Source organism: Streptomyces sp. M-16 (assembly GCF_052114405.1).
Taxonomy (GTDB): domain Bacteria; phylum Actinomycetota; class Actinomycetes; order Streptomycetales; family Streptomycetaceae; genus Streptomyces.
The window spans coordinates 46,806-72,741 of sequence record NZ_JBFRER010000026.1; the positions used below are offsets into that span (position 1 = coordinate 46,806).

General features: G+C 70.6%; 27 protein-coding genes. 13 read left to right on the forward strand and 14 right to left on the reverse strand.

Annotated features, from left to right (window positions below):
- Nucleotides 1-52 precede the first annotated feature (52 nt).
- A complete protein-coding gene (locus AB4039_RS14465) occupies nucleotides 53-1,465 on the forward strand; it encodes a YibE/F family protein (RefSeq protein WP_442270883.1) in 1,413 nt (470 codons plus the stop codon).
- A gap of 12 nt (nucleotides 1,466-1,477) precedes the next feature.
- On the opposite strand, the gene AB4039_RS14470 is transcribed toward AB4039_RS14465, so the two are convergent.
- The 4 genes from AB4039_RS14470 to AB4039_RS14485 all read right to left on the reverse strand — a co-directional run bounded on the left by AB4039_RS14470 (nucleotide 1,478) and on the right by AB4039_RS14485 (nucleotide 3,760).
- Entirely contained in the window at nucleotides 1,478-1,927 is a 450-nt protein-coding gene (locus AB4039_RS14470; RefSeq protein WP_266840375.1) for an SsgA family sporulation/cell division regulator, read from the reverse strand.
- A 96-nt stretch (nucleotides 1,928-2,023) separates the two neighbouring features.
- On the reverse strand, nucleotides 2,024-2,761 hold the full coding sequence (locus AB4039_RS14475) for a helix-turn-helix domain-containing protein (RefSeq protein WP_266841764.1): 738 nt from the start codon (nucleotides 2,759-2,761) through the stop codon (nucleotides 2,024-2,026).
- 291 nt (nucleotides 2,762-3,052) lie between these two features.
- Nucleotides 3,053-3,271, reverse strand: coding sequence for a DUF5326 family protein (locus AB4039_RS14480; protein WP_266841763.1), 219 nt, complete (start codon nucleotides 3,269-3,271; stop codon nucleotides 3,053-3,055).
- Between the two features lie 171 nt (nucleotides 3,272-3,442).
- Entirely contained in the window at nucleotides 3,443-3,760 is a 318-nt protein-coding gene (locus AB4039_RS14485; protein WP_030225259.1) for a cupin domain-containing protein, read from the reverse strand.
- Between the two features lie 92 nt (nucleotides 3,761-3,852).
- On the opposite strand from AB4039_RS14485, the gene AB4039_RS14490 reads away from it, so the two are divergent.
- The 5 genes from AB4039_RS14490 (at nucleotide 3,853) to AB4039_RS14510 (ending at nucleotide 7,549) form a co-directional block, all read left to right on the forward strand.
- A complete protein-coding gene (locus AB4039_RS14490; RefSeq protein ID WP_266840372.1) occupies nucleotides 3,853-4,233 on the forward strand; it encodes a phage holin family protein in 381 nt (126 codons plus the stop codon).
- 12 nt (nucleotides 4,234-4,245) lie between these two features.
- Nucleotides 4,246-4,755 carry a low molecular weight protein-tyrosine-phosphatase gene (locus AB4039_RS14495; protein ID WP_266840370.1) on the forward strand — a complete coding sequence of 170 codons (510 nt, stop codon included), beginning with the start codon at nucleotides 4,246-4,248 and terminating at the stop codon, nucleotides 4,753-4,755.
- Entirely contained in the window at nucleotides 4,752-5,936 is a 1,185-nt protein-coding gene (locus AB4039_RS14500; protein WP_266840368.1) for a cystathionine gamma-lyase, read from the forward strand. Before AB4039_RS14495 ends, AB4039_RS14500 begins: the two co-directional genes overlap by 4 nt.
- A 176-nt stretch (nucleotides 5,937-6,112) precedes the next feature.
- Nucleotides 6,113-7,009, forward strand: a complete 897-nt coding sequence (locus AB4039_RS14505; RefSeq protein ID WP_266840367.1) for a LysR family transcriptional regulator — start codon at nucleotides 6,113-6,115, stop codon at nucleotides 7,007-7,009.
- A gap of 60 nt (nucleotides 7,010-7,069) precedes the next feature.
- Complete coding sequence (locus AB4039_RS14510; protein ID WP_266840365.1) at nucleotides 7,070-7,549, forward strand: NUDIX domain-containing protein; 480 nt, start codon at nucleotides 7,070-7,072, stop codon at nucleotides 7,547-7,549.
- Between the two features lie 51 nt (nucleotides 7,550-7,600).
- Here AB4039_RS14510 and AB4039_RS14515 read toward each other — a convergent pair whose 3' ends face one another.
- Entirely contained in the window at nucleotides 7,601-8,701 is a 1,101-nt protein-coding gene (locus AB4039_RS14515; protein WP_442270884.1) for a globin domain-containing protein, read from the reverse strand.
- A 225-nt stretch (nucleotides 8,702-8,926) separates the two neighbouring features.
- The gene (locus AB4039_RS14520; RefSeq protein WP_266840363.1) at nucleotides 8,927-9,574 is read right to left on the reverse strand and encodes an HAD-IB family phosphatase; all 648 of its coding nucleotides are present in this window, start codon (nucleotides 9,572-9,574) and stop codon (nucleotides 8,927-8,929) included.
- Between the two features lie 237 nt (nucleotides 9,575-9,811).
- Between AB4039_RS14520 and AB4039_RS14525 the strand changes: the two genes are divergently transcribed.
- The 3 genes from AB4039_RS14525 to AB4039_RS14535 are packed head-to-tail and all read left to right on the forward strand — an operon-like array spanning nucleotide 9,812 to nucleotide 12,403.
- Entirely contained in the window at nucleotides 9,812-10,693 is an 882-nt protein-coding gene (locus AB4039_RS14525) for a GNAT family N-acetyltransferase (protein ID WP_266840361.1), read from the forward strand.
- An 18-nt stretch (nucleotides 10,694-10,711) separates the two neighbouring features.
- Complete coding sequence (locus AB4039_RS14530) at nucleotides 10,712-11,173, forward strand: GNAT family N-acetyltransferase (RefSeq protein ID WP_266840359.1); 462 nt, start codon at nucleotides 10,712-10,714, stop codon at nucleotides 11,171-11,173.
- Between the two features lie 54 nt (nucleotides 11,174-11,227).
- Complete coding sequence (locus tag AB4039_RS14535) at nucleotides 11,228-12,403, forward strand: winged helix DNA-binding domain-containing protein (RefSeq protein ID WP_442270885.1); 1,176 nt, start codon at nucleotides 11,228-11,230, stop codon at nucleotides 12,401-12,403.
- Nucleotides 12,404-12,414: 11 nt separating this feature from the next.
- Here AB4039_RS14535 and AB4039_RS14540 read toward each other — a convergent pair whose 3' ends face one another.
- Nucleotides 12,415-13,800 (reverse strand): serine hydrolase domain-containing protein, encoded by a 1,386-nt coding sequence (locus AB4039_RS14540; protein ID WP_442270886.1) that lies wholly within the window; start codon nucleotides 13,798-13,800, stop codon nucleotides 12,415-12,417.
- A 9-nt stretch (nucleotides 13,801-13,809) separates the two neighbouring features.
- Entirely contained in the window at nucleotides 13,810-15,273 is a 1,464-nt protein-coding gene (gene dnaB, locus AB4039_RS14545; RefSeq protein WP_266841760.1) for a replicative DNA helicase, read from the reverse strand.
- A gap of 452 nt (nucleotides 15,274-15,725) precedes the next feature.
- On the opposite strand from dnaB, the gene AB4039_RS14550 reads away from it, so the two are divergent.
- Entirely contained in the window at nucleotides 15,726-17,063 is a 1,338-nt protein-coding gene (locus tag AB4039_RS14550) for an MATE family efflux transporter (RefSeq protein WP_442270887.1), read from the forward strand.
- A gap of 177 nt (nucleotides 17,064-17,240) precedes the next feature.
- Here AB4039_RS14550 and rplI read toward each other — a convergent pair whose 3' ends face one another.
- The 4 genes from rplI to rpsF all read right to left on the reverse strand — a co-directional run bounded on the left by rplI (nucleotide 17,241) and on the right by rpsF (nucleotide 18,942).
- On the reverse strand, nucleotides 17,241-17,690 hold the full coding sequence (gene rplI / locus AB4039_RS14555; protein ID WP_266840352.1) for a 50S ribosomal protein L9: 450 nt from the start codon (nucleotides 17,688-17,690) through the stop codon (nucleotides 17,241-17,243).
- 18 nt (nucleotides 17,691-17,708) lie between these two features.
- Complete coding sequence (gene rpsR, locus AB4039_RS14560; RefSeq protein WP_005315025.1) at nucleotides 17,709-17,945, reverse strand: 30S ribosomal protein S18; 237 nt, start codon at nucleotides 17,943-17,945, stop codon at nucleotides 17,709-17,711.
- Nucleotides 17,946-17,988: 43 nt separating this feature from the next.
- Entirely contained in the window at nucleotides 17,989-18,579 is a 591-nt protein-coding gene (locus tag AB4039_RS14565; protein ID WP_266840350.1) for a single-stranded DNA-binding protein, read from the reverse strand.
- A gap of 72 nt (nucleotides 18,580-18,651) precedes the next feature.
- Nucleotides 18,652-18,942 carry a 30S ribosomal protein S6 gene (gene rpsF / locus AB4039_RS14570; RefSeq protein ID WP_007265254.1) on the reverse strand — a complete coding sequence of 97 codons (291 nt, stop codon included), beginning with the start codon at nucleotides 18,940-18,942 and terminating at the stop codon, nucleotides 18,652-18,654.
- A gap of 252 nt (nucleotides 18,943-19,194) precedes the next feature.
- Between rpsF and AB4039_RS14575 the strand changes: the two genes are divergently transcribed.
- The 3 genes from AB4039_RS14575 to AB4039_RS14585 all read left to right on the forward strand — a co-directional run bounded on the left by AB4039_RS14575 (nucleotide 19,195) and on the right by AB4039_RS14585 (nucleotide 21,862).
- Nucleotides 19,195-19,515 (forward strand): hypothetical protein, encoded by a 321-nt coding sequence (locus AB4039_RS14575; protein ID WP_266840348.1) that lies wholly within the window; start codon nucleotides 19,195-19,197, stop codon nucleotides 19,513-19,515.
- A gap of 132 nt (nucleotides 19,516-19,647) precedes the next feature.
- A complete protein-coding gene (locus AB4039_RS14580; RefSeq protein ID WP_266840346.1) occupies nucleotides 19,648-20,766 on the forward strand; it encodes a lipid II:glycine glycyltransferase FemX in 1,119 nt (372 codons plus the stop codon).
- A gap of 64 nt (nucleotides 20,767-20,830) precedes the next feature.
- A complete protein-coding gene (locus AB4039_RS14585; protein ID WP_266840345.1) occupies nucleotides 20,831-21,862 on the forward strand; it encodes an alanine racemase in 1,032 nt (343 codons plus the stop codon).
- Nucleotides 21,863-21,899: 37 nt separating this feature from the next.
- Here AB4039_RS14585 and AB4039_RS14590 read toward each other — a convergent pair whose 3' ends face one another.
- Complete coding sequence (locus tag AB4039_RS14590) at nucleotides 21,900-23,384, reverse strand: glycosyltransferase 87 family protein (RefSeq protein WP_266840343.1); 1,485 nt, start codon at nucleotides 23,382-23,384, stop codon at nucleotides 21,900-21,902.
- Nucleotides 23,385-23,471: 87 nt separating this feature from the next.
- Nucleotides 23,472-25,936: transglycosylase domain-containing protein (locus AB4039_RS14595; RefSeq protein WP_442270888.1), on the reverse strand; the 2,465-nt coding region annotated here is incomplete at its 5' end.

Consider the following 25,936-nt stretch of genomic DNA (forward strand, 5'->3'; position numbering starts at 1 on the left):
ATCTGTGGCGTGCTGAACAGTGGGCCCCCTCATCTCTTGCGATGATCTGCCGGTGACGTCCTTGCCGCAGCCCCCCACCACGCCCACGGACCCCCACGGCCACACCGGTCACGATCACGCGTCCCACGGACAGGCGACCGGTGCCTCCCACGGCGGCCACGGTGGCCACGGTGGCCACGGCCACAGCCATGGCCACGGGCCGGCGGCCCCGGTCTCCAAGCACCTGCGCAAGGTGATCGCCGCCGTGCTGATCCCCTTCGCCGCAGCCGTCTTCGTCGGCATGGCCGTGCTCTGGCCGGGCGGGGCCCCCGCCCACCAGCGCACCGGCGTGGGCTTCGACCGCCAGACCCAACAGGGCACGGTCGTCGCCTTGGCAAAGGTCGACTGCAAATCAGTGAACGCCTCCCAGGTGCCGCCCACCGGCGACACCTCCACCCCGGAGGGCCGCGAGGCGCAGGCCGCGCAGACCGGGGAGTGCAAGAAGGCGACGGTCGAGGTCGCCAGCGGAGCGGACAAGGGCCGGGCGTTCTTCGAGATCGTCCAGCCCGGCGCCCCGCGGCAGTTGGAGAAGGGCCAGGAGGTGGTGGTCGCGTACGCCCCTGACGCGCCGCGGGACCTCCAGTACTCCGTCGTCGACGTGAACCGCAAGCTGCCCCTGGCCCTGCTGGCCGGGATCTTCGCGCTCGCGGTCGTGGTGGTCGGGCGGATGCGCGGGGTGTTCGCGCTCGTCGCCCTGGTGGTGAGCTTCGCGATCCTGACGCTGTTCATCCTGCCGGCGATCCTCCAGGGCTCGAACCCCCTGCTCGTCGCCGTCATCGGAGCCAGCGCGATCATGCTGATCGCCCTCTACATGTGCCACGGCCTGACGGCCAGGACCTCGGTCGCCGTCCTCGGCACCCTCGTCTCGCTGCTGCTGATCGGGCTGCTGGGCTCGCTCTTCATCGACTGGGCCTTCCTGAGCGGCAACACGGACGACAACACCGGGCTGATCCACGGCCTCTACCCGCACATCGACATGAGCGGTTTGCTGCTCGCGGGCGTGATCATCGGCTCGCTCGGCGTCCTCGACGACGTGACCGTGACGCAGACCTCGGCGGTCTGGGAACTCCACCAGGCCGACCCGGGAATGGGCCCGCGCGGCCTGTACCGGGCGGCCATCCGGATCGGCCGCGACCACATCGCCTCGGTCGTCAACACCCTGGTGCTGGCCTACGCGGGCGCCGCACTGCCCCTGCTGCTGCTGTTCTCCATCGCGAACAGCAGCATGGGGTCGGTGGCCAACAGCGAGTTGGTCGCGGAGGAGATCGTCCGCACCCTCGTGGGCTCCATCGGGCTCGTGGCCTCCGTCCCCGTCACCACCGCGCTCGCCGCCCTGGTGGTTTCCGCCGACCGGACGGGCTCGCCGGCCGCCGCCGCGGTACCGCAGCCCGCGCGCGGCGGCCGGGGCCGTCGGCGCAAGCGCTGAGGGAACGTCGGGTCAGCCCGCGTTCTGCTCGTTCTGGCGCGCCTCGGCGAGGATCTTGCAGAGCTCCTCGTCGAGGTTCTCCTCGAAGTCGCCGAGATTGCGCTCCTGACCGAGCGGAACCAGCCGATCCGTGCGGTCGAGGAAGGCGACGAGCGGCGCCGCACTCGCGCGGAACAGGGCCCGGTCACAGCCCACCTGGAGGCGGATGTGAACGTCGGACAGCTCCTCCGGGTGGGTGGGCGCGATGTGCACATCGCCGTCACCGCACGGCTTGTTGATGCCGTCGAGAAGCAGTTCCCGGCCGAACGCCCAGGTCACAGGGGCGTCTCCGGGAAGGTGGAAGGTCAGGCGTACCGCGTAGGGGTCACGAGCCTCGTAACCGAGTTCCACCGGGATCCGGAACGCGAGCTCCTCGGAAACGAGGAAGCTCATCATGACCTCTGCCTGTACCGACTCGCGCATTGCCTACCCCGCTGTAGTGGAAGTGGCCAGGAATGTCCCCCAGGGCCCTCTTGACAAGAGTGGTGTAAGCGATTGCAGATCACAAGGAGTGAGTTTTCAGATACTGATAGAGAACGAGAGGGTGCTCAACAGCGCGCCTACTTCACTCCGTAGCCGATCGACCGCATAGAGCAACCGGTCCTGCTGGTGCAGCGGGAGGGAAATCGCCATGGTCGCGGCGGTGTCGCCGGCGGTGATCGGAATGGCCGCGCACACCGTGCCCAGGGAGTACTCCTGACGCTCGGTCACCGGCTGCATCCGCTCCAGGGAGCCGATCCGTTCCTCCAGTGCGCTCACGTCCCGCACGGTGTAGGGCGTGATGCTCTCGACCGGATGACGGCCGTAGTGCTCCCTGCGCGTCTTCTCGTCGAGCTGGCCGAGCAGGCACTGCCCGATGGCGTGCGCGTGGCCGGTCTCGCGGAAGTCGGCCCACTCTTCGCAGGCCGGGCGTGCGGGGGTGTCCGAGACGCCCACGACTTCGATCTCACCCTCGCGGTAGACCGCGAAGTAGACGGGCGCCCCGACCACGTCACGGAAGTGCGCGAGCGAGTCGAGGATCATGCTGCGACGTTTCTGCTGAAGTCCACCGCCCGCGAGCCTGCCGGCCGCGGCGCCGAGGACGAACACACCGCCCTCCCGCCGCAGATAGCCCTCGTGGGTGAGCGTGCGCAACAGGTGGTACGCCGTGGGGAGCGGCAGCCCCGCTTCCCGCGCCAGTTGCTTCGCCGGGGCTCCCTCTCGATGGGATCCCGCCGCTTCCAGCAGCCTCAGCGCCCGCTGCACCGAACCGATCAGGGTCGGCACAGCGACGTTGTGAACCGAAGCCAAAGCTCACCCCCAGGCGTGGCGGCGGACCTCGGGGGAGCCCGCCCTGCGGGGGCCGCCCCCGCGTGCACCGTGGCTCCTGGGGTTGTCGCCGGCGGCCGCTCGACGTAACCGCCTCTTCGGAGCAGGGGTACGGGCTGCCCGTGCCCAGGAAACAGTACGGATTGTCACTCTAACCACCGGTTACCGGCGAGTGGGCGGTTTGCCCGGTGCCGTTCCCCCGCCTGGGTCAATCGTGGTACCGCTCCCGGGTGGTGCGTCCTACCAGTCGCCCGCGGAGGACTTCGAACCGCTGCCCGTGAACTTCTTGACCACGAAGATCAGGCCACCGACGAGGGCGACGAAGAGCAGTGCCTTGAAGACGAAGGAGATCAGCGTGCCGATGATGGTGGTGATCACCCCGCCGAAGACGAAGATCGCCAGCAGCGGTACCGCGACCCACTTGACCCACCAGGGCATGCCCGCGAATGCCGCTCGGATGCCGTCCATGTCCTTACCTCTTCCTCGTCCGTGACTTCCTGCTCCGATGCTAGGAGCGCACGGTGCGGCGCGGGGGCCCGCGAGCCCTCGGAACCCCCTGATCCGCCCCCTAGGGGGACCGGGCCCGCGACCCTCAGCCGACGGGCCGGTCAGCCCGCCGGCCCCGCCCCGTCAGCCCTCCGGCGGGGAGAAGACCACCATCACCTTCAACGGCTCGGTGATGTGGTGGAACTTGTGCGGCACCCCGGCCGGTACGTAGACGACGCTGCCGTTCGCGACCGTCGTGGTCTCCTCCCCCACCGTGATCGAGGCCCGCCCGCTGACCACGAAGTAGACCTCGTCCTGCCGGTGCGGCTGCTGCGGATCGCTCTGGCCGGCGTCGAGGGCGTACAGCCCGACCGACATGTTGCGCTCCCGCAGGAACTGGAGGTACGCGCCGTCGTTGGCGGCCCGCTCCGCTTCGAGCTCGTCCAGCCTGAAGGCCTTCATCGTTGCTGTGCCCCTTGCCCTTGCTCGGTGGTGCGTGGGATCCGCTGATCTGACGATGTCCCACCCGGTTCTTCTCTGCCACGATCAGACACATGACGAATTTCGTAGTCAAGACGCTGGCCAATGCGGCGGCCCTGGCGGTGGCCGTCTGGCTGCTCGCCGGGATCACCCTCGACGACGGCAGTTCCCTGGGGCGCCGCACGCTCTCGCTGATCCTGGTCGCCCTGGTCTTCGGCCTGGTCAACCTGATCGTCAAGCCCGTCGTGAAGCTGCTCTCGTTCCCGCTGTTCGTCCTCACGCTGGGCCTGTTCACCCTCGTCGTGAACGCGCTGATGCTGCTGCTGACCTCCTGGCTGGCAGACCTGCTCGACCTCAGCTTCCACGTCGACGGCTTCTGGACCGCCGTCGTCGGCGGGCTGATCATCTCCGTCGTCTCCTGGGCCGTGAACCTGGCCCTGCCCGACAAGAACTGACCGGGGGCGCCCATGTACCGCGTCTGCTTCGTCTGCACCGGCAACATATGCCGATCCCCCATGGCCGAGTCGGTCTTCCGCTCCCACATCGCCGACGCCGGACTCGACGCCCTCGTCGAGGTGGACAGCGCCGGCACCGGAGGCTGGCACGAGGGCGACGGCGCCGATCCCCGCACCGTTGCCGTACTCGAAGCCGCCGGGTACGAACAGGACCACCGGGCACGGAAGTTCCGGGCCTCCTGGTTCGACCGCGTCGACCTGGTCGTCGCCCTCGACGCCGGCCACCTGCGCGACCTCCGCGCCCTCGCGCCCACCCCGGAGGCCGCCGCCAAGGTCCGGCTGCTGCGCTCGTACGATCCCGCGGCCCCGGCCGCACGGGACGGCGCGGCGGACGCGCTCGACGTGCCGGACCCCTACTACGGCTCCCTCGACGGCTTCGAGGAGTGCCTGGAACTGGTCGAGGCTGCGAGCCCGGGCCTGCTGGACGCCGTACGCGCGGCCGTGAAGGAGACCACCCCGTGAACACCCGACCCACCGGCGCGGACCGCCCCTCCGGCGCCGACGCCGTCGCCGACCGGTACGCGGACGCCACCCGCGCCGTGCGCGCCGGGCTGCCCGAGCCCGTCAAGAACGAACCCACCCTCCCCGGACCCGTCTTCGCCGCGCACTTCCACCTCCCCGGCGAGGTGAGCGGCCCGTACACCTACGGCCGCGACACCAACCCCACCTGGACCCTGCTGGAACGGGCCATCGGCGAACTGGAGGCCCCCGGTCAGGACGGCGTGGACACCGTCGTCTTCGCTTCCGGCATGGCCGCCGTCTCCGCCGTCCTGCTCTCCCAGGCCCGCACCGGCGACACCGTCGTCCTGCCCGACGACGGCTACCAGGCCCTCCCCCTGGTCCGGGAGCAGCTCCAGGAGTACGGGATCCACGTCCGCACCGCCCCGACCGCCGAGGACGCGCAGCTCGCCGCCCTCGACGGCGCCCGGCTGCTGTGGATCGAGACCCCGTCCAACCCCGGGCTCGACGTGTGCGACGTACGCCGGCTCGTGGCGGCCGCCCACGCCGGCGGCACCCTGGTCGCCGTCGACAACACCCTGGCGACCCCCCTCGGCCAGCGTCCCCTGGAACTCGGCGCGGACTTCTCCGTCGCCAGCGGCACCAAGGGCCTCACCGGCCACGGCGACCTGCTCCTGGGCTACGTCGTCTGCCGTGACCCCGCACTGGCCGGGAGCATCCGCCGCTGGCGCAAGGTCGTCGGCGCGATCCCGGGCCCCATGGAGGCCTGGCTGGCCCACCGGTCCCTGGCCACCATCCAGTTGCGGGCCGAACGCCAATGGGGCAACGCCCTGGCGGTCGCCGAGGCGCTGGCCGGCCGTTCCGAGGTGACCGGGCTGCGCTACCCGGGGCTCCCGGCGGACCCCTCGCACAAGACGGCCGTCCGGCAGATGAGCGGCTTCGGCTCGGTCGTCTCCTTCACCCTGCCCGACCGTGCGTACGCGGAGCGCTTCATGAGCGCACTGCGGCTGGTGGAGGACGCAACGAGTTTCGGCGGAGTGCGGTCCACCGCGGAGCGGCGCGGACGCTGGGGCGGGGACGCCGTACCCGAGGGCTTCATCCGCTTCTCGGCGGGCGCCGAGGATCCCGGTGACCTGGTCGCCGATGTGCTCCGGGCCCTTGATTCCGCGGGTTCCGGGGGCTGACCGGACCGGGGAAAAGCGGTCCGAGCCTCCCCCCTGGTGGCTCGGACCGCCCGGGTTCCCTAGCAGAAGAACCACGCCATCAAGGCTAGTTGACTCAGCGTCAGAGTCCAATCACGGTAGCGACAGGGGCCTATCGGCATATTTATAGTTGAAGGCCCCCACCGAGAGGGGCCGACATGGACCTGGCCCTGCTGCGCACCTTCGTCGCCGTACACCGGGCCGGCTCGTTCACCCGGGCCGCCGCGCTCCTCGGGCTGTCCCAGCCCGCCGTCACCTCGCAGATCCGCACCCTCGAACGCCAGCTGGGCCGGCCCCTCTTCCACCGCCGGGCCCGCGGCGTCACGCCCACCGCCGTCGGTGACGAACTGGCCCACAAGGCGGCCCCGCACCTCGACGCCCTGCTGCGGATCACCGAGACCGAACGGGAGGCCACCGGTACCTCGCGCACCCTCCACCTGGCCGGTCCACCCGAGTTCCTGTGCCTGCGGGTGCTCCCCGCCCTCGCGCCCCTGGTGGGGCAGGGGCAGAGCCTGCGCACCGCCCTCGCCCCCGACGCGCGGGAGACCCTCGACGGGCTGGCCGCCGGGCAGCACGACCTGGTCGTCACCCCCACCCGCCCGCGCGGCACGCTGTTCACCGCGAACGCCCTGTGCGACGAGGAACAGGTCCTGGTCGCGGCGCCCTACTGGGCCGCCCTCGTCGAGCGGGCCGCACTGCACGACACGGGGCCCGTCGCCCTCGACGGAATCCCGGTCGTCGAGGTCCACGAGAGCCTGCCGCTGGTCACCCGCTACTGGGCCACCGTCTTCGACTCCGTACCCGAGTGCGCCGCCACCGTCGTCGCACCCGATCTGCGGGCCGTACTGGAATGCGTCCGGGCCGGCGCCGGTCTCGCCGTGCTGCCCCGTTACCTGTGCCAGGACGCCCTCGACCGCGGTGAGATCGTGGCGCTGCTGGAACCGGCCCTGCCGCCCCTGCGGACCTGGTTCCTCGTCGTACGGGCCGGCAGCCTGGCCCTCGCCCATCTCGCGCGCGCCCACGACCGCCTGCTGCGCGCGGCCGCGCACTGGTGAGCCGCCGGGTTTCGGACCGTGGCGCGTTTCAGGAGCCCGGTACTGGGCCACTCTTCTCCCATGACCGAACGCCCCGTGGTCAAACGCACCGCCCGCGCGATCCTGCTCGACGGTGACGACCTGATCCTCATCAAGCGCACCAAGCCCGGCGTCGACCCGTACTGGCTCACGCCGGGCGGGGGAGTGGAGTCCTCGGACGCCACCGTCGTCGACGCCCTCCACCGAGAGCTCCACGAAGAGCTCGGCGCCAAGATCACCGATGTGGTGCCCTGTTTCGTCGACACCGTCGAGCACATCGCCTCCGGCGGGGTGACCGGCGTGAAGGTGCAGCACTTCTTCGTCTGTCACCTGGAATCGATGGACCCCGGCCAACGGCACGGCCCCGAGATCGACGAGCCCGAGGGCGAGTACGAGATCGTCCGCGTGCCCTTCAGCCGCGTCGGCATCGCCGCGGTCCACCTGGTGCCGCTCTCGCTGCGCCACTACCTCGACGGCAACATCGAAGGGGTCCGCGCCATGCACGCCCCCGACCTGGGCTGAGCTCACCGGGGAAACGGGAAGGGGAGCGGGCGGGCAGGAGCCCGGCCGGTTTCAGCCGGCCACGTCCGCCAGCTCCTCGACCGCGTCGTGGCGGATCCGCTCACCGGGGATCCCGATCCGCTTGAGGGCGTCCACACCACTGCGGATCATCGCGGGCGGCCCCGAGATGAAGGCGTCGTACGAGCTCCACGGCCCGTGTTCACCGATGGCCTGCGGGAGCTGGCCCGCCAGCCCCTCGCCGATCACCGGGCGCACCGACAGCCACGGGTGGGAGCGCTGGAGACCCAGCAGGGTGTCCTTGTCGTAGAGGTCGTGGTCGCTGCGCGCCCCGAAGAAGACCTCCATCGGGCGCCGCTCACCGTGGCCGGCCACGTCCTCGATCAGAGCCTTGATCGGGGCGATGCCGGTTCCTCCGCCCAGGCACAGCATCCCGTTGTCGGTGCTGTGGTCCACCACCATCGACCCGGCCGGCGGCCCCAGCCGCAGGACGTCGCCCGGCTGGGCATGGCGGACCAGGGCGTTGGAGACCCAGCCCGCCGGTACGGCCTTGACGTGGAAGGACAGCAGCCCGTCGGCTCGCGGGGCGGAGGCGAAGGAGTAGTGCCGCCACACCCGCGGCCACCACGGGGTCTCCAGGCTCGTGTACTGGCCCGCGAGGAAGGGGTACGGCTGGTCGGGGCGGACGGTCAGCACCGCGATGTCGGAGGTGCGCAGCTCGTGCGAAACCACCTCGGCGTGCCACCAGGCGGGCGCCTTGGTCTCGTCCTCGGCCGCCGCGTCGATCATGGTTTGTGAGATGGCGGTGTAGGCGCGCACCCATGCCGCCTGTGTCTCCGGCCCCCATGTGCGTTCGGCGTACCGGGCCAGTGCCCCGATCAGGGCTTCTCCCACCGCCGGGTAGTGGCCGGCCATCGTGCCGTACTTGCGGTGCCCGGTGCCGAGCCGGCGCAGGTAGGGAGTCAGCACCGCCGGGTCGTCGATGTGCTCGGCGGCGGTCAGCAGTGCCTTCAGCAGCCGGTCGCGCTGTACGTCCATCGCTGCGGGGAACATGCCCCGGACTTCCGGGTGCCCCGTGAACACCAGGGCGTAGAAGTATGAGGTCACCCGGTCGGCGACGGGTGCGATCTCGGTGAGGGTCCGGCGGATGAGCACGGCGTCCGGGGAGGGCTCGATCGCCCCGCCGCCCGAAGGTATCCGGCCCGTCGGTCTTGCCGATCTGGTGGGCGCAGCGTCCATGCGGTGCCTCGCTTCGAGCATCTCGGTCGGGTCTGCACGCGCCACGGCCTCGAATCCGTGGTTCCGGGTTTCACAGCGTGCCAGCTGACCGAGAGTGCGGCGGAGGAATGGGGAAAACCGCCTTACGGGCCACCTTTCCCCTTAAGATGCATCGCCTCCGGGGCGCGTCGTCCCGAGCCGGTATGCCTCGCGCAGGTCCCTGCCCTCGTAGACGTGGGTCGCCCGGCGGGCCAGGTGGGGCCTCGCGTTCACCGCCACCGACCGCGGGACGGCTTCGAAGAGGACCGCGTCGGTCATGGAATCCCCGTAGGCGACGCATTCGGCCCGGGTCACCCCGAAGCGCTCGCAGAGCCGGTCGGCGACGTCCACCTTGGCCTCGGGGGTCAGGATCCCGGTCACGTCGACGGGGCGGGTGAAGGGCACTTCCGGGTAGACCGATCCGTGAGCGGCGTGCGCGCCCCACTCCATCAGCAGCTCGACGAAGAACGAGGGGGACAGCGAGATCACCGCGCAGAGGTCGCCGCGTTCGGTGATCTCCTGCCAGACCTCCCGGATCCCCGAGATCCACGGGGCCCCGTCGAAGGCCGCGCGGACGTGCGCGGGCGTCAGGTCCGCCCACAGCCCGTGGGCGGCCACCGAGAACTCCTGCGGACCGATCTCCCGTGCCGAGAAGGCCCGCTCCAGCTCGGCGATCTCGGCCGACCTCCCGAGCTGGCGGGAGATCTCGACCGGTGCGGCCGATCCGTACATCAGCGTTCCGTCGAGATCGAAAAGGTGAAGCACCGTCATGGCCGTTGAGGCTAGCCGTTCCGTTCCCGCACCGGCTACCGCCGGGAGTCACCCCCGGTGAAAAGCGGATCCCGCCGACGGCGGGGGTGAATGTTTCACGTGAAACAGGGCCGATGTTTCACGTGAAACGGGGCCGATGTTTCACGTGAAACCTGGGTCTGTTTCACGTGGAACGTCGGCCCACCCGTCTCCTGAATCCCCTGGACTCCCCCCGAGTCGATGATCCACTCTGGGCCGGTGACACCACCACTCCTCACCGACCTGCCCATCCGTGCGCTCACCCCGGACGATCTCCGTCACTGCGCCGACCTGTCCGAGGACCGCGGCTGGCCCCGCGAAGACCACAAATGGGGACTGCTCCTCGCCGCCGGAAACGGATACGGCATCGACGCCCCCGACGGCCGCGGACTCGCCGCGGCCTGTGTCGTCACCCGCTACGGAAACACCCCGGCCAAGCCGGACCTCGCCGCGATCGGAATGGTGCTCGTCGCCGACCGGTACGCCCGCAAGGGCCTCGGGCGCCGGCTGATGGCCCACGTGTGCGACGACGTCCTCGCCGGTGTCCCGCTCACCCTGCACGCCACCCCCAACGGTCGCCCGCTCTACGAGGAGCTCGGCTTCGACACCACCGGACGGGCAGAGATGATCCGGGGACCCTTCCGTCCCGAAGCCGGCGGCCACGCCGCCGTCCCCGTCAGGCAGGCCACGGCCGAGGATCTCGCACCGATCGTCCGCCTGGACACCGAGGTGTTCGGCACCGACCGGACCCACATGATCGCGCGGCTGCCCGCCTTCGCCGACAAGGTTCTCGTCGCCGAGGACGGCGCCGGCGGCCTCATCGGCTACGCCGCCATCTGGCCCAACATGGACACCCATGTCATCGGCCCGCTGATCGCCCGTGACACCGCCACCGCACGGGCCCTGGTCACCGCGCTGGCGGCCACCACCGAACGACCCCTGCGCACGGACGTCGACGTACGCCACGAGGAACTCCTCGCCTGGCTCAAGGAGCGCGGTCTGGAGTCCCTGGCCTTCAACGCCGTCATGACCCGGAACATCCCCGGCCTCCCCGGCGACTGGACCCGCCGCTGGGCTCCCCTCACCGTCGCCGCAGGCTGACAGAGAAAGGCTTCCACCATGACCGGAACCCCCGCACTGACGATCCGACCCGCCACCGAGGAGGACCTGCCCGCCATCGTCGCCATGCTCGCCGACGACCCACTGGGGGCCACGCGGGAGTCCCCGGAGGATCTGACCCCCTACATCGCGGCCCTCAAGCGGCTGGCCGACGACGCCAACCAGCACGTCGTCGTCGCCGTCCGTGGCGAGCGGGTGGTGGGCACCCTCCAGCTGACGATCGTGAGCGGCCTGTCCCGCAAGGGCGCCACGCGCGCCATCGTCGAAGGGGTACGGGTCCACGCGGACGAACGCGGCAGCGGCCTCGGCACCCGGTTCATCGAATGGGCCGTCGAGCAGTCGCGGCAGGAGAACTGCCAACTCGTCCAGCTCACCTCGGACGTGACGCGCACCGATGCGCACCGCTTCTACGAGCGGCTCGGCTTCACGGCCTCCCACGTGGGGTTCAAGCTCCAGCTCTGACCGGCTCCGGCATAGGCCGGGCCGCTGTCGGCGGCCCGGCCTACGATCGGGAGGATGAGCACCGGCCTCCCCCTCGTCACCACCGCGGAACGTCGCCACCGGCTGGGCCGGCGGCATCGACTGGCTCCTTCGGCCCGTGCCGCCACCCCGAGCCAGGCGGCGGACGCCGTCGTCGCCCTGCACGCCACCGACGCCGCCACCGTCCACCTCTCCGCCCGCGCCCGCCTCACCGAAGGCGGACCCGCCGCGATCGAGGCGGCCCTGTACGAGGACGTCAATCTCGTCCGGCTGCTCAGCATGAGGAACACCCTCTTCGCCGTCTCCGCCGAACTCGCCCCCTACGTGGACGCGTCCTGCGCACGGAGCATCGCGGCGAAGGAACGCCGGGCCCTCCTCAAGCACCTCGCCGAGGACGGCCAAGGCCTCGACGCCGACTGGCTGACCAGGACCGAGACCGCTGCCCTCGACGCCCTGGACATCCTGGGGCCCTCGACCGGCAGCCAGCTCTCCGCCGCCGTCCCCGCCCTCCGGCAGAAGATCACCATCAGCCGGGGCAAGAAGTACGAGACCGAGACCGGGGTCACCACCCGGGTCATCCGCGTGCTGGCCGCCGACGGCCGGATCCGCCGGGACCGGCCCCGCGGATCATGGACCTCCAGCCAGTTCCGCTGGGTGCACACCCAGCCCTGGCCCGCCCTGCCCGCCGCCGAGGCCCGTGCCGAACTCGCCCGCCGCTGGCTGCGCGCCTACGGGCCGGCCACCGAGGCCGACCTCAAGTGGTGGACCGGCTGGACCCTCACCGAAGTCCGCAAGGCCCTGGCCGCCGTGGCCCCCGAGCAGGTCCGCCTGGACGACGGGGGCACGGCGCTCGTCCTCCCCGGCGACACCGCGGCCGAGCCCGCGCCCGAGGCCTGGGCCGCACTCCTGCCCGGTCTCGACCCCAGCGGCATGGGCTGGGCCGACCGGAGCTTCCACCTCGACCCCGCCCACCGTCCCGCCCTGTTCGACTACGCGGGCAACATCGGCCCGACCGTGTGGTGGAACGGGGAGATCGTCGGCGGCTGGGCCCAGCGGGCGGACGGGGAGATCGTCTGGCGGCTGCTGGCCGACCCCGGGCGGGAGGCCTCGGAGGCGATCACGGCCGAGGCCGCCCGGCTCGCCGAGTGGGTGGGCGACGCCCGCGTCACCCCGCGGTTCCGCACCCCGCTGGAGCGCGAACTCACCGCCTGACCCCGACCCCGTCAGCCGATGCCGCGCCAGCCCTGCGGGTCCACCCCGCCGGGCACCGGGGCCTCGGGGTCGTAGGGCTCCCGCGTGAACACGAACGACCCGAGGTCGAGGTGGCTCGGTGTACCGTCGTCCCGCCGGACGGCACGCAGGGTCTCCCCCGCGTAATAGCCCGTCAGGCCCGTCCAACTGCCGTCCGGTTCGCCGCGGAACCGGGCCGAGCGGCCGGTCACGCCGACCGGCCCCAGCTCCAGCGAGCCGTCGGCACGCAGCCGCAGCACGTGCGCCGCGGTGCCCCAGTACCAGATCCCGGTCAGCTCCAGCGGCACCCGGTCGTCCTCCCGGAACGGCCGCCACGGCTCGGGGAAGCGCGGCTCCGCCTCCGCCACGATTCCGATCAGGTCCGTGGCCACCGTCGAAGCGGGCACCCCCGAGGTGCAGTTGGCCAGGACGACCGCCGTCAGGTCCTCCTCCTCGCTCAGCCACAGCCCCGCCACGAATCCCGGCAGGGAACCGCCGTGGCCGACGAGCCGGCGCCCGTCGCAGACGTTCACCTGGAGACCCAGCCCGTAGCCGGCGTCGGCGCTGCCGGGGGCCGCAGGAGCGGCCGCGGCGCGCATCTCCCGTACGCTCTCCGCGCTCAGCACCCGCTCGTCGCCCCGCAGCAGGAAGGCGGCGAACCGCGTGAGGTCCCCGGTCGTGGACCACAGCTGCCCGGCCGCGGCCATCACCCCGAGGTCCTCCGCGGGCTCGGGCATCATCAGGTCCGCCCACGGATGCACCGCCCAGCCGCCCGCGTGCGGGGCGCGCGGTTCGCCGCTCGTCCGGTCCAGCCCCAACGGCTCCAGCACCTCGGCGCGCAGCACCTGCTCCCACGGCTTCCCGCGGAGCGCCTCGACGAGGGAACCCAGCAGCGTGTAACCGGGGTTCGAGTAGTGGAAGGCGCGTCCGGGGGCGTGCTTGAAGGGCTCCTCGCCGAGCACCTCGGCCAGCCCGGGCCGCAGTTCGGCGGACGAACGCTCCCACCACTGACCCGGCGTCTCGGCCGCCAGTCCGCCGGTGTGGGCGAGCAGTTGGGCCACGGTCACCTCGTCGGCACCGGTCCCGGGCACGTGCCGGCCCAGCGGGTCCGAGAGGTCCAGCAGGCCCTCGTCACGCAGCCGCATCACCAGAACGGCCGTGAAGGTCTTGGTGATCGAGCCGATCCGGTACTGCACGTCCCCGTCCGGGCCGTGGCCCTCGACCGAGGTCCGGGAGCCCTCCCAGACCACCTCCCCACCGCGCGAGACGGCCGCCACCAGCGACGGTGAGCGTCCCTCGCTCTGCGCGACGGCGAGCCGGTGCCTCAGCGCGCGCCGGGTGGAGGGGAGCAGTTCCAGATCTTCAGCAAGGGCGTCCATGGCCGGATGCTACGTGTTGGCCATGTCCACGAACCGAGAATAATGACCTTGGAAGGCCACCGTGATGGTGGCCGTCGGGCCGTTACGGTGCTTGGCCACGATCAGGTCCGCCTCGCCCGCGCGCGGGGACTCCTTCTCGTACGCGTCCTCACGGTGCAGCAGGATCACCATGTCGGCGTCCTGCTCGATGGAACCCGATTCACGCAGGTCGGAGACCATCGGCTTCTTGTCGGTGCGCTGTTCGGGACCACGGTTCAGCTGGGACAGCGCGATCACCGGCACCTCCAGCTCCTTGGCCAGCAGCTTGAGGTTTCGGGACATGTCCGAGACCTCCTGCTGGCGGCTCTCGGGCCGGCGGGAGCCGCCCGACTGCATCAGCTGGAGGTAGTCGATGACGACGAGCGAGAGGTCGTTGCGCTGCTTGAGCCGACGGCACTTGGCGCGGATCTCCATCATCGACAGGTTGGGCGAGTCGTCGATGTACAGCGGGGCGGCCGAGACGTCGGGCATCCGCCGGGCGAGCCGGGTCCAGTCGTCGTCGGTCATGGTGCCCGAGCGCATGTGGTGCAGCGCCACCCGGGCCTCGGCCGAGAGCAGGCGCATCGCGATCTCGTTGCGGCCCATTTCGAGGGAGAAGATGACGCTCGGCAGGTTGGCCTTGATGGAGCAGGCCCGCGCGAAGTCCAGCGCGAGCGTCGACTTGCCCATGGCGGGACGGGCGGCGATGACGATCATCTGGCCCGGGTGCAGGCCGTTGGTCAGGGAGTCGAGGTCGGTGAAGCCCGTGGGCACCCCGGACATCTGACCGGAGCGCGAGCCGATCGCCTCGATCTCGTCGAGCGCGCCCTCCATGATGTCGCCGAGCGGGAGGTAGTCCTCGGAGGTCCGCTGCTCGGTGACGGCGTAGATCTCGGCCTGGGCGCTGTTGACGATCTCGTCGACGTCGCCGTCCGCCGCGTATCCCATCTGCGTGATCTTCGTACCGGCCGCGACCAGGCGGCGCAGGACGGCCCGCTCGTGGACGATCTCCGCGTAGTACTCGGCGTTCGCCGCGGTCGGCACGGACTGCACCAGGGTGTGCAGGTACGAGGCCCCGCCGACCTTGCTGATCTCTCCGCGCCGGGTGAGCTCCGCGCCGACCGTGATGGGGTCGGCCGGCTCACCCTTGGCGTACAGGTCGAGGATGGCCTGGTAGATCGTCTCGTGCGAAGGACGGTAGAAGTCGTGGCCCTTGAGGACCTCGACCACGTCGGCGATCGCGTCCTTGGAGAGCAGCATGCCGCCGAGCACCGACTGCTCGGCGTCGAGGTCCTGCGGGGGGACGCGCTCGAAGCCGCCCCCGCCGCCGTCCCAGGAGCCGCCCTCGCGGCCCCGGTCCTGCTGTTCGTCCCCGCGGCCGCGGCCCTCGGCGTTACGGCGCGTGCGGGCGGGCAGACGGTCACTGGGACCGCTGTCGGCCCAGGGGTCGTCCATGGGCTCGGGCATGCTCACCGGGCCGCCTCCTCCCGTCCGCAACGCGGACCTCGCCGTGTCACTCTTTCTACGACACGGCTCTGACATTTGGGACACCCGGATCGGCGTTCGGCGCGTCGGGCAACGCACAACGGTAGGGCCGCGGACGACGTCAGCCAATCTTGTTATCCACAGGCTGTGTGGATGAGATGTGGACGACGGAGCCAATGCTGTGGGTAACTCACCCGAAGCTGTGCACGGACCGGGGGACGGCGCTGTGGACAAAATCACCTGACCCACCTCGCCACCCCATCTGACCTGCATTTTCTCCTTCCGCAGGCTGTGGGGAAGAAAATTCTTGGCCACTGTCTCAAGATCGCCTCCAACGGGGTGGGAAGAACGCCCAAGTCAGCGCGCTGGTAAGGACTCAAAGGCCCTTGCATCCGTTACCTGTGGAAGATTAGATTGAGCGCATGACACAGGCCCCCACCGCTGAGAAGGCTGCCCCGAGACGGCACGATCGCGAGATCCTCGCCCTCGCCGTCCCGGCCTTCGGCGCGCTCGTCGCCGAACCCCTCTTCGTGATGGCCGACAGCGCCATCGTGGGACACCTCGGCACCCCCCAGCTGGCCGGCCTCGGCATCGCGGCGGCGCTGCTCACCACCGCGGTGAGCGTCTTCGTCTTCCTCGCCTACGCCACCACCGCGGCCGTGGCCCGCAGGGTCGGCGCGGGCGACCTCCGGGCCGCCATCCGACACGGCATGGACGGCATCTGGCTCGCCCTGCTGCTCGGCGCGGCCGTCGTTGCCGCGGTCCTGCCCGGCGCGCCCTGGCTCGTCTCGCTCTTCGGCGCCTCGGACTCCGTCGCCCCGTACGCAGAAACGTATCTGCGCATCTCCGCGCTCGGTATCCCCGCCATGCTCGTGGTGCTGGCTGCCACCGGCGTCATACGCGGCCTCCAGGACACCCGTACACCCCTCTACGTGGCGATCGGCGGCTTCGCCCTCAACGGAGCCCTGAACGTGGCCCTGGTCTACGGCGCGGGCCTCGGCATCGCCGGCTCCGCATGGGGCACCGTCATCGCCCAGTGCGCCATGGCCGCCGCCTACCTCGTCGTGGTCGTCCGGGGCGCCCGCCGCCACCGGGCCTCGCTGCGCCCCGACGCGGCCGGCATCCGCGCCTGCGCCCAGGCGGGCGTGCCGCTGCTGGTCCGCACCCTGTCCCTGCGCGCCATCCTGATGATCGCAACTGCCGTGGCGGCGCGGCTGGGGGACGCCGACATCGCCGCCCACCAGATCCTGCTGTCCCTGTGGAGCCTGCTCGCCTTCGCCCTGGACGCCATCGCGATCGCCGGGCAGGCCATCATCGGCCGCTACCTGGGCGCCGGGGACGGCGCGGGCGCCAAGGCCGTGTGCCGCCGCATGGTCCAGTGGGGCATCGGCGCAGGCCTCGTCCTGGGCCTGCTGGTCGTCCTGGCCCGCCCGGTGTTCATCCCGCTCTTCACCGGCGACCCCGCGGTCGAGAACGCCCTGCTGCCCGGCCTGCTCGTCGTGGCGGTGGCCCAACCGGTCTGCGGGATCGTCTTCGTCCTCGACGGAGTGCTGATGGGCGCCGGCGACGGCCGCTACCTCGCTGGGGCGATGCTGCTGACCCTYGCCGTCTTCGCGCCGGCCGCCCTGCTCGTCCCGGCCCTCGGTGGGGGTCTGACCGCCCTCTGGTGGGCCATGACCCTGATGATGCTGGTCCGGATGGTCACCCTCCAGCTGCGCGCCCGCTCCGGCCGCTGGCTGGTCACCGGAGCCACCCGCTGACCGGAGGCCACCCCGTCCCGGAGACCGGTCCTGACGCCGATGCCGAGCCGCCCTCTGGTCATGTTTCACGTGAAACATGACCAGAGGGCGGCTCGTTTCACGTGAAACACCGCCACGGAGCCACCCGGACATGACGAAGGGCCGCACCCCGGAGGGTGCGGCCCTTCATTCGCTGCCTCAGGCGGCGGCGACGACCTCGACGCCCACGTTCGCGACGACCTCAGCGTGCAGACGCACGGAGACCTGGTACGAACCGAGGGTCTTGATCGGGGAGCCCAGCTCCACGCGACGCTTGTCGACCTTCGGGCCACCGGACGCCTCGATCGCCGTGGCGATGTCGGCCGGGGTGACGGAACCGAAGAGACGGCCGGCGTCACCCGCGCGGGTGGCCAGACGGACCTTCACGCCTTCGAGCTTGGCCTTGACCTCGTTGGCCTGCTCGATGGTCGCGATCTCGTGGATCTTGCGGGCGCGGCGGATCTGCGCCACGTCCTTCTCGCCACCCTTGGTCCAGCGAATCGCGAAGTTCCGCGGGACCAGGTAGTTGCGAGCGTAACCGTCCTTGACGTCGACGACATCGCCGGCGGCACCGAGGCCAGAAACCTCGTGGGTCAGGATGATCTTCATTAGTCGGTCACCCTTTCCTTATCGCGCGGTGGACGTGTAGGGCAGCAGCGCCATCTCACGGCTGTTCTTCACGGCCGTGGCGACGTCACGCTGGTGCTGCGTGCAGTTGCCGGTAACGCGGCGGGCACGGATCTTGCCGCGGTCGGAAATGAACTTCCGCAGCATGTTCGTGTCCTTGTAGTCCACGTACGCGGTCTTGTCCTTGCAGAACGCGCAGACCTTCTTCTTAGGCTTGCGCACAGGCGGCTTCGCCATTGTGTCTCTCCTGTGTGATCAAGAAGTGGGGATGGAGCTGCCCTTAGAAGGGCGGCTCGTCCGAGTAGCCACCGCCGGAGCCGCCGGAGCTTCCGCCCCAACCGCCCCCGCCGCCGCCCTGCTGCTGGCCACCGGCCGGCGCGCTGGACGCCCACGGGTCGTCGGAGGGAGCTCCGCCGCCCTGCGGGGCGCCACCGCTGGGGGCTCCGCCCCAGCTGCCGCCACCCTGCTGCTGACCGCCGCCGCCGTATCCACCCTGGCCACCGCGACCGGTGGTCTTGGCGACCTTGGCCGTGGCGTTCTTCAGGCTGGGGCCGACTTCCTCGACGTCCAGCTCGTAGACCGTGCGCTTGACACCCTCACGGTCCTCGTACGACCGCTGCCTCAGCCGGCCCTGCACGATGACGCGCATGCCCCGCTGAAGGGACTCGGCGACGTTCTCGGCCGCCTGCCGCCACACCGAGCAGGTCAGGAACAGGCTCTCGCCGTCCTTCCACTCATTGGTCTGACGGTCGAAGGTGCGGGGGGTGGACGCGACACGGAACTTCGCGACCGCCGCACCCGAGGGGGTGAAGCGCAGCTCGGGGTCGTCGACGAGATTGCCGACGACCGTGATGACGGTCTCGCCTGCCATGGATGAACCTCTCGGCGGGGATTGCTGCTGGGCTGCTGTGCTACTCGGTCCCGATTACCGCTGAACCGAAGTTCAGTGGGTCTCGGGGCGAAGGACCTTGGTCCGGAGAACCGACTCGTTCAGGTTCATCTGGCGGTCGAGCTCCTTGACGACCGCAGGCTCGGCCTGCAGGTCGAGGACCGAGTAGATGCCCTCGGGCTTCTTCTTGATCTCGTAAGCGAGACGACGACGGCCCCAGGTGTCGACCTTCTCGACCTTTCCGTTGCCCTCACGGACGACGGAGAGGAAGTTCTCGATCAGGGGGGCGACAGCGCGCTCCTCCAGATCGGGGTCGAGGATGACCATCACTTCGTAGTGACGCATGTGGAACCCACCTCCTTTGGACTCAGCGGCCACGGTCGTTCCGTGGCAGGAGGGTCGTGATGCGTGCCGCACGGTGTCCGAGAGCAGACACCGCGCAGACCGTACAGACTACCCCGTCGACTCCTTCCGGTTGAAATCCGGCAGGAGAGGGCCACAATCTGTAAGCACCGGGTGTGCACGGTGCTATGTCCTCCGGCTCCGCCGGGGGCGGCTCCGCCGCACCGCTCTGCTGCAGCCAGGAGGTGCCTTCCGATGGCACAGGCAATGCGACGCCAGTCCTCCCAGTCGATCTCCCTCTTCTCGACCGACGGCAAGCCCCACCCGCTCCAGGACACCCTGGTGGCGGTCACCCTGGTCCTCGGCGCCGTGGCGTTCGTCACTGCGTTCTTCCACAATCTGCACCTGCTCACCTCATGGACCGGACTGGTCGGGATCGTGACGGGGCTGTACGGACAGTTCATCTCCGCCACGACACGCGAGCGCTTCGCACTGATCATCGGCCTTGGCGCGTCTGCCATCGGCTTCTTCCTCGGCATGGCCCACGGGGGCCTCTTCGGCGGCTGGCTGGGCTGACCGGGGGACCTCCGCGACGGGGCGCCGGCCTCACACCGGCCCGGGCTACGGCCCGTCCCCCAGATGGGTGGCGCCCCTGTCGCAGTAGGCTTCGCGCCATAGCCAGCGAAGCCGCCGGAGGAGACACCCCGCATGAGCCTGTCCCTGAGCACCATCAGCCGAGAGCAGCATCTGGCCTACCTCCAGAGCCTGCCCTCGGCTAGCCACTGCCAGGTCCCGGCATGGGCCGACGTCAAGAACGAGTGGCGCTCGGAGAACCTCGGATGGTTCGACAAGTCCGGTGAACTCGTCGGTGCCGCGCTGGTGTTGTACCGCCAGCTGCCCAAGGTGAAGCGGTACCTCGCGTACCTCCCCGAGGGCCCGGTCATCAACTGGTACGCACCGAATCTGGAGGAATGGCTCCAGCCGATGCTGGCGCACCTGAAGAACCAGGGCGCCTTCACGGTGAAGATGGGCCCTCCGGTCGTCATCCGCCGTTGGAACTCCGCCGCCATCAAGGCCGGAATCCAGGACCCGGACGTCAAGCGCCTGCGTGACGTGGAGGCCTCGGTCATCGAGCCGCGCGCCTTCGAGGTGTCCGACAAGCTGCGCCGCATGGGCTGGCAGCAGGCCGAGGACGGCGGAGCCGGCTTCGGTGACGTCCAGCCCCGCTACGTCTTCCAGGTGCCGCTGGCGAACCGTTCGCTGGACGATGTCCTCAAGGGCTTCAACCAGCTGTGGCGCCGCAACATCAAGAAGGCCGAGAAGGCCGGCGTCGAGGTCGTCCAGGGCGGCTACGAGGACCTGCCGACCTGGCAGTACCTCTACGAGATCACCGCCGAGCGCGACAAGTTCCGCCCGCGCCCGCTCAGTTACTTCCAGCGCCAGTGGACGGCCCTCAACTCCGAGGACCCCAACCGGATGCGGCTGTACATCGCCAAGCACGAGGGGGAGCCGCTGGCCGCCGCCACGATGCTCACCGTCGGCCAGCACGTCTGGTACTCGTACGGCGCCTCCGCCAACCACAAGCGTGAGGTCCGGCCCTCGAACGCGATGCAGTGGCGCATGCTGCGCGACTCGTACGCGCTCGGCGCGAGCATCTACGACCTGCGCGGCATCAGCGACACGCTGGACGAGAACGACCACCTGTTCGGCCTGATCCAGTTCAAGGTCGGCACGGGCGGCGAGGCCGTCGAGTACGTCGGCGAGTGGGACTTCCCGCTCAACAAGATGCTGCACAAGGCGCTCGACATCTACATGTCGCGCCGCTGACCCCGCCGCATCCACACACCGCACCGCTGCACCACGCAGCTTTCCAGAGAGGCTCCGGACGGGCATGGCGCTCACGCTCTACGTCGACACCGCGCGCTGGCGTGCGCACCAGAAGCAGATCACCGATCAGTTCCCCGGGCTGATCCCCGTCTGCAAGGGCAACGGCTACGGCTTCGGCCACGAGCGGCTGTGCGAGGAGGCGACCCGCATGGGCGCCGACATCCTGGCCGTCGGAACGACGTACGAGGCCGCCAGCATCAAGGACCACTTCGGTGGCGACCTGCTCGTCCTCACCCCGTTCCGGCGGGGTGAGGAGCCCGTTCCGCTGCCGGACCGGGTGATCCGTTCGGTCTCCTCGGTGGACGGGGTCCGCGGTCTGGTCGGCGCCCGCGTGGTCATCGAGTGCATGAGCTCGATGCGCCGCCACGGCATCTCCGAGCAGGACCTGGGCCTGCTGCAGTCGGCGATCGAGGACGTCCGGCTGGAGGGCTTCGCCCTGCACCTGCCCCTGGACCGCCCTGACGGCTCGGACGCCGTCGAGGAGGTCATCGGCTGGATGGACCGGCTGCGCGCGGCCCGGCTGCCGCTGCACACCATGTTCGTCAGCCACCTGCGGGCCGAGGAGCTGGGGCGGCTCCAGCAGCAGTTCCCGCAGACCCGCTTCCGGGCCCGGATCGGCACCCGGCTGTGGCTGGGCGACCACGAGGCGACCCAGTACCGCGGCGCGGTCCTGGACGTCACGCGGGTGGCCAAGGGCGACCGGTTCGGCTACCGGCAGCAGAAGGCCGCCTCCGACGGCTGGCTGGTCGTGGTCGCGGGCGGCACCTCGCACGGGGTGGGCCTGGAGGCCCCCAAGGCCCTGCACGGGATGATGCCGCGCGCCAAGGGCGTCGCCCGGGCCGGCCTGGCCACCGTCAACCGCAACCTTTCGCCCTTCGTGTGGGCGGGCAAGCAGCGCTGGTTCGCCGAGCCCCCGCACATGCAGGTGTCGATCCTGTTCGTGCCCTCGGACGCGACCGAGCCGAAGGTCGGCGACGAGCTGGTGGCGCACCTGCGGCACACCACGACGCAGTTCGACCGGGCGCTCGACGCCTGATCCGCACCGGACGGTCCGGCCGGTGCGGCCGGACCGCTCAGTGCCCGGGGTCCGTGCCCCAGTCGACCCGCTGTCCCTCGGAAGGCGCCGCGTACTGCGGCGCCTTCGCCCTGTCAGAGAGCACGAACGCGTCCTCGGCGCCGTCCAGGACGCCTCCGGAGGGGTCGTCCGATCCGTCGCGCCGTACGACGTCCCGCTCGGGCAGCAGGATGTCCCGTACGACGACGGCGCACAGGTAGAGCGTGGCCAGCAGGTGGGCGACGATCGCCAGCTGGTACCCCTCCACCGGCAGGCCCTGGTGCTTGTCCCCGCTGGTCGTGTACGCCAGGTAGAACCAGATCCCGAGGAAGTACACGATCTCGCCGGCCTGCCAGATCAGGAAGTCCCGCCAGCGGGGCCGGGCCAGCGCGGCGAGCGGGATCAGCCACAGCACGTACTGCGGCGAGTAGACCTTGTTGGCCAGGACGAAGGCGGCGACCACCAGGAAGGCCACCTGGGCGAAGCGGGGCCGCCTCGGGGCCGTCAGGGTGAGCAGCCCGATCGCCAGGCACAGCAGCAGGGTCAGCCCGGTCGCGTAGGTGTTGGCCCCTTCCAGCGGGTTTCCGGTGCGCTGGGAGATCAGCAGCCACACGGAGCCGAAGTCGATGGGCCGTTCCTGGCTGAAGACGTAGAACCGCTTCCAGCCGTCCCAGGCGAAGTACATGACGGGGCCGTTCACCACGAGCCAGGAGACGGCCGCGCCCAGGGCGGTGGCTCCGAAGGCGCGCCACTTCCCGGCGCGCCAGCACAGCACGAACAGCGCCCCGAGCAGCAGCACCGGATAGAGCTTCGCCGCGGTCGCGAGGCCGATGAGGACACCGGCGAGCAACGGGCGGCTGCGCGACCACATCAGCATCGCGACGGCGGCCAGGGCGACGGCCGGCAGGTCCCAGTTCACGGTCGCGTTGAGGGCGAGCGCCGGGGCCAGGGCGACGAGCAGGGCGTCCCAGGGGCGGCGGCGGTGGGTGCGGGCGACGCACACGGCGATCACCGCCGCGCAGGCCATCAGCATGCCGGCGTTGACCATCCAGTACATCTGCTCGCGGTGCTGGACGGCTCCCGACGAGGGCGTCAGCCACGCGGCGACCTGCATGAAGGCACCGGTGAGCACCGGGTACTCCAGGTACTGCATGCCGCCGTACTTCGGGTCGACCGCGACGTCGGGGAAGCGGTCGAAGTAGGGCACGAGGCCGTCGGCGAAGCCGCGGGCCGAGTACAGGTGCGGGATGTCGGAGTAGCAGGCGTGCGTGTACTGCGAGCCCGCTCCCCGGAACCACGCCCAGTCGTAGCAGGGCAGCTTCTGCGCCATGCCGAGCGCGAACATGCCGATGACGACGAGGGCCACCACGCGGACCGGTCCCAGCCAGTGGCCGCCGATCCGTGCGCGGCGGCCGAGGGGGCCGCCGATGAGCTCACTGCCGGCGGCGGCGACCTCGTCCTGCTGGGTGGGCAGTACGGGCCGGTCCTCGTGCACCTTGGTCATGCGCTCATCCTGCCGTACCGGGCCGGACGCGCGGGAGGGCCGCCGCACGGGGTGCGACGGCCCTCCCGGGTGGAGGCGGGTACGGGATCAGCCTCCGCCACCGATGGTGGCGCCCCAGTTGGTCACTCCGCCGGGCCGGCCGGGCCGGCCGGTGGGGGGTGTCGTGGGCTGTCCGGTGGTGCCGCCCGTCGGGCCGCCGTTGGTGCCTCCGTTGGTGTTCCCGCCGTTGCCCGTGCCGGCGGCCGTCGCCGGGTCGCAGTAGAGCTTCCACGGCTTGCAGGACGGCTTGCCGCCGTCGGACGGGGACGGGGAGACCATCGACGGGGAGGGCGACGCGGAGGTCGAGGGCGAGGCCGAGGGCGAGGGGACCGCCGCCGGCGTGGGCGTCGGGGCGCCGGCCGCATCCGCGACGACGCCGATGTCCTCGGCCTCCGGGAAGTCCTTGGCCGGGGTGCCCTTGAGGGCCTCGCGCATGTACTCGGTCCAGATCACGGCCGGGATGTCACCACCGTGGATGGAGTCGACCCCGCCCACGTGGTTCATGGACAGCAGCTTGCGGTCCTTGCCCTTGGCGTTCGGGTCGTTGCGGAAGAGCGTCACCGAGGTGGACAGCTGCGGGGTGTAGCCGACGAACCAGGCCGACTTGTTCTGGTCGGTGGTACCGGTCTTGCCGGCGGCGGGCCGGCCGAGCTTCTTCGCCTTGGTGCCGGTGCCGTTCTCGACGACGTTCTGGAGCACCTTGGTGATGTTGTTCGCGACGGCGTCGTCCATGGCGCGGGCCTCCTTGGGAGGCCCGAAGCCGGGAAGGGTCTTGCCGTCCTTCTGGACCGTCTGCACCGAGTAGGGCTCGCGGTGCGTGCCGGACGCGGCGAAGGTGGCGTACGAGTCGGCCATCCGGATGGCGCTGGGGGTCGAGGTGCCCAGGGCGAAGGAGGCGTTGTCGTTCTCGTCCATCGACTCCTCCAGGATGCCGGTGGACTTCGCGACGGAGCGGACCTTGCTGTGGCCGACGTCGAAGACGAGCTGGGCGAACGGCACGTTGATCGACTGCCGCATCGCCTCGTTGAGGGTCACGTAGCCGTGGGCCTCGGGGCTCTCGTTCTTCTGCCGGAACGGCTTGCCGTCCTTGTCGAGGAGCGGCTTGCCCTCACGGTTGTTGATCACCGTGAGGTCGTCGGCGTTGTACTTGCTGTCGATCGAGATGCCCGAGCCCTTGGAGTTCTGGGTGCCGTACTCCAGGGCGGCGGCCAGCACGTAGGGCTTCCAGGTCGAGCCGACCGGGACGCCCGAGGTGTTGGCGTTGTTGGTGAAGTGCTTCTGGTCGAAGCCGGGGCCGCCGTACAGGGCGACGATCGCGCCGGACTTCACGTCGACCGACGCGGCGCCGAACTGCACGAACGTGTCGTACTCGGGGCGCGCCTTCTCGTCGAGGAAGTCGTTGCGGGTGTCCTCCACCGCCTTGACCAGCGCGTCCACCCTGGGCTTCTCGAAGGTGGTGCGGATCGTGTAGCCGCCGAGGGCCATCTTCTCGGCGCTGATGTCGCCGGTCTTCATGACGTACGACTTGGCGACGTCGACGAGGTAGCCGATCTGGCCGGTCAGGCCGCGGCCCTGCGCCAGGTCGACGCGCTCGGGGAAGTCCTTGTACTTGTCCCGCTCGGACTGTTCCATCCGCCCGACCGCGACCTCCCGGTCGAGGACCCAGGCCCAGCGCAGGCGCGCCCGCTTCTCGTTGGCCTCGGGGGTCGCCGCCGAGCCGACGCCGCCGTCCGGGTTGTAGAGGTTGGGGCCCTTGAGCATGGAGGCGAGGAACGCGCTCTCGGACGGGTTGAGGTCCTTGGCGTCCTTGCCGAAGTAGGCCCGCGCGGCGGCCTGGATGCCGTAGGCGTCCCGGCCGTAGTAGGCGGTGTTGAGGTAGCCGGCGAGGACGGTGTTCTTCTCCTCGGACACACCGAGCTTGATCGAGATGAAGAGCTCGGTGACCTTGCGCTTCAGGGTCTGCTCGGAGTCCAGGTACATGTTCTTCACGTACTGCTGGGTGATCGTCGAGCCGCCCTGGGTGGAACCGCCGGTGGCCATGTTGACCACGGCACGGGCGATGCCCATCGGGTCGACGCCCTTGTCCGTCTCGAAGGACTGGTTCTCCGCGGCGATCACGGCATTCCGCATCGACACGGGAATCTGGTCGATCGGCACGATCTGGCGGTTCGTGGAACCGCCCGTGGCGACCATCTGAGAGCCGTCGGACCACTCGAAGACGTTGTTCTGCGCCTGGGCCGCCTTGTTCGGGTCGGGCGTGCCCACGCTGGCGATGCCGATGCCGGCGCCGGCCACGATGACCGCGAAGAAGCCGAGGGCCGTGCCCCCGACCAGCTTCCAGGAGGGCACGAAACGCTTCCAGCCCTCCTTCTCGGCCCGCGGGTAGTTGATGAGCCGGCCGCCCTTGCCCCCCTTGCCACCTGGGCGGCCGCGGCCCGCGGCTCCTCGCTGGGCGGCCCGGCGGGCGTCGGCGCGGCTGCCGGGCGGGGTGTGTCCCGCGGCCGGGCCGGCGG

Excerpts from the sequence above, each read along its gene's own strand:
- AB4039_RS14580 (WP_266840346.1), top strand. The coding sequence starts at position 19,648 with ATGAGCCTGTCCCTGAGCACCATCAGCCGAGAGCAGCATCTGGCCTAC.
- AB4039_RS14470 (WP_266840375.1), bottom strand. The coding sequence starts at position 1,927 with ATGCGCGAGTCGGTACAGGCAGAGGTCATGATGAGCTTCCTCGTTTCC.
- dnaB (WP_266841760.1), bottom strand. The coding sequence starts at position 15,273 with ATGGACGACCCCTGGGCCGACAGCGGTCCCAGTGACCGTCTGCCCGCC.
- rpsR (WP_005315025.1), bottom strand. The coding sequence starts at position 17,945 with ATGGCGAAGCCGCCTGTGCGCAAGCCTAAGAAGAAGGTCTGCGCGTTC.
- AB4039_RS14485 (WP_030225259.1), bottom strand. The coding sequence starts at position 3,760 with ATGAAGGCCTTCAGGCTGGACGAGCTCGAAGCGGAGCGGGCCGCCAAC.
- AB4039_RS14535 (WP_442270885.1), top strand. The coding sequence starts at position 11,228 with ATGAGCACCGGCCTCCCCCTCGTCACCACCGCGGAACGTCGCCACCGG.
- AB4039_RS14505 (WP_266840367.1), top strand. The coding sequence starts at position 6,113 with ATGGACCTGGCCCTGCTGCGCACCTTCGTCGCCGTACACCGGGCCGGC.
- AB4039_RS14565 (WP_266840350.1), bottom strand. The coding sequence starts at position 18,579 with ATGGCAGGCGAGACCGTCATCACGGTCGTCGGCAATCTCGTCGACGAC.
- AB4039_RS14530 (WP_266840359.1), top strand. The coding sequence starts at position 10,712 with ATGACCGGAACCCCCGCACTGACGATCCGACCCGCCACCGAGGAGGAC.
- AB4039_RS14540 (WP_442270886.1), bottom strand. The coding sequence starts at position 13,800 with ATGGACGCCCTTGCTGAAGATCTGGAACTGCTCCCCTCCACCCGGCGC.
- AB4039_RS14575 (WP_266840348.1), top strand. The coding sequence starts at position 19,195 with ATGGCACAGGCAATGCGACGCCAGTCCTCCCAGTCGATCTCCCTCTTC.
- AB4039_RS14510 (WP_266840365.1), top strand. The coding sequence starts at position 7,070 with ATGACCGAACGCCCCGTGGTCAAACGCACCGCCCGCGCGATCCTGCTC.
- AB4039_RS14590 (WP_266840343.1), bottom strand. The coding sequence starts at position 23,384 with ATGACCAAGGTGCACGAGGACCGGCCCGTACTGCCCACCCAGCAGGAC.
- AB4039_RS14520 (WP_266840363.1), bottom strand. The coding sequence starts at position 9,574 with ATGACGGTGCTTCACCTTTTCGATCTCGACGGAACGCTGATGTACGGA.
- rpsF (WP_007265254.1), bottom strand. The coding sequence starts at position 18,942 with ATGCGTCACTACGAAGTGATGGTCATCCTCGACCCCGATCTGGAGGAG.
- AB4039_RS14490 (WP_266840372.1), top strand. The coding sequence starts at position 3,853 with ATGACGAATTTCGTAGTCAAGACGCTGGCCAATGCGGCGGCCCTGGCG.
- rplI (WP_266840352.1), bottom strand. The coding sequence starts at position 17,690 with ATGAAGATCATCCTGACCCACGAGGTTTCTGGCCTCGGTGCCGCCGGC.
- AB4039_RS14585 (WP_266840345.1), top strand. The coding sequence starts at position 20,831 with ATGGCGCTCACGCTCTACGTCGACACCGCGCGCTGGCGTGCGCACCAG.
- AB4039_RS14495 (WP_266840370.1), top strand. The coding sequence starts at position 4,246 with ATGTACCGCGTCTGCTTCGTCTGCACCGGCAACATATGCCGATCCCCC.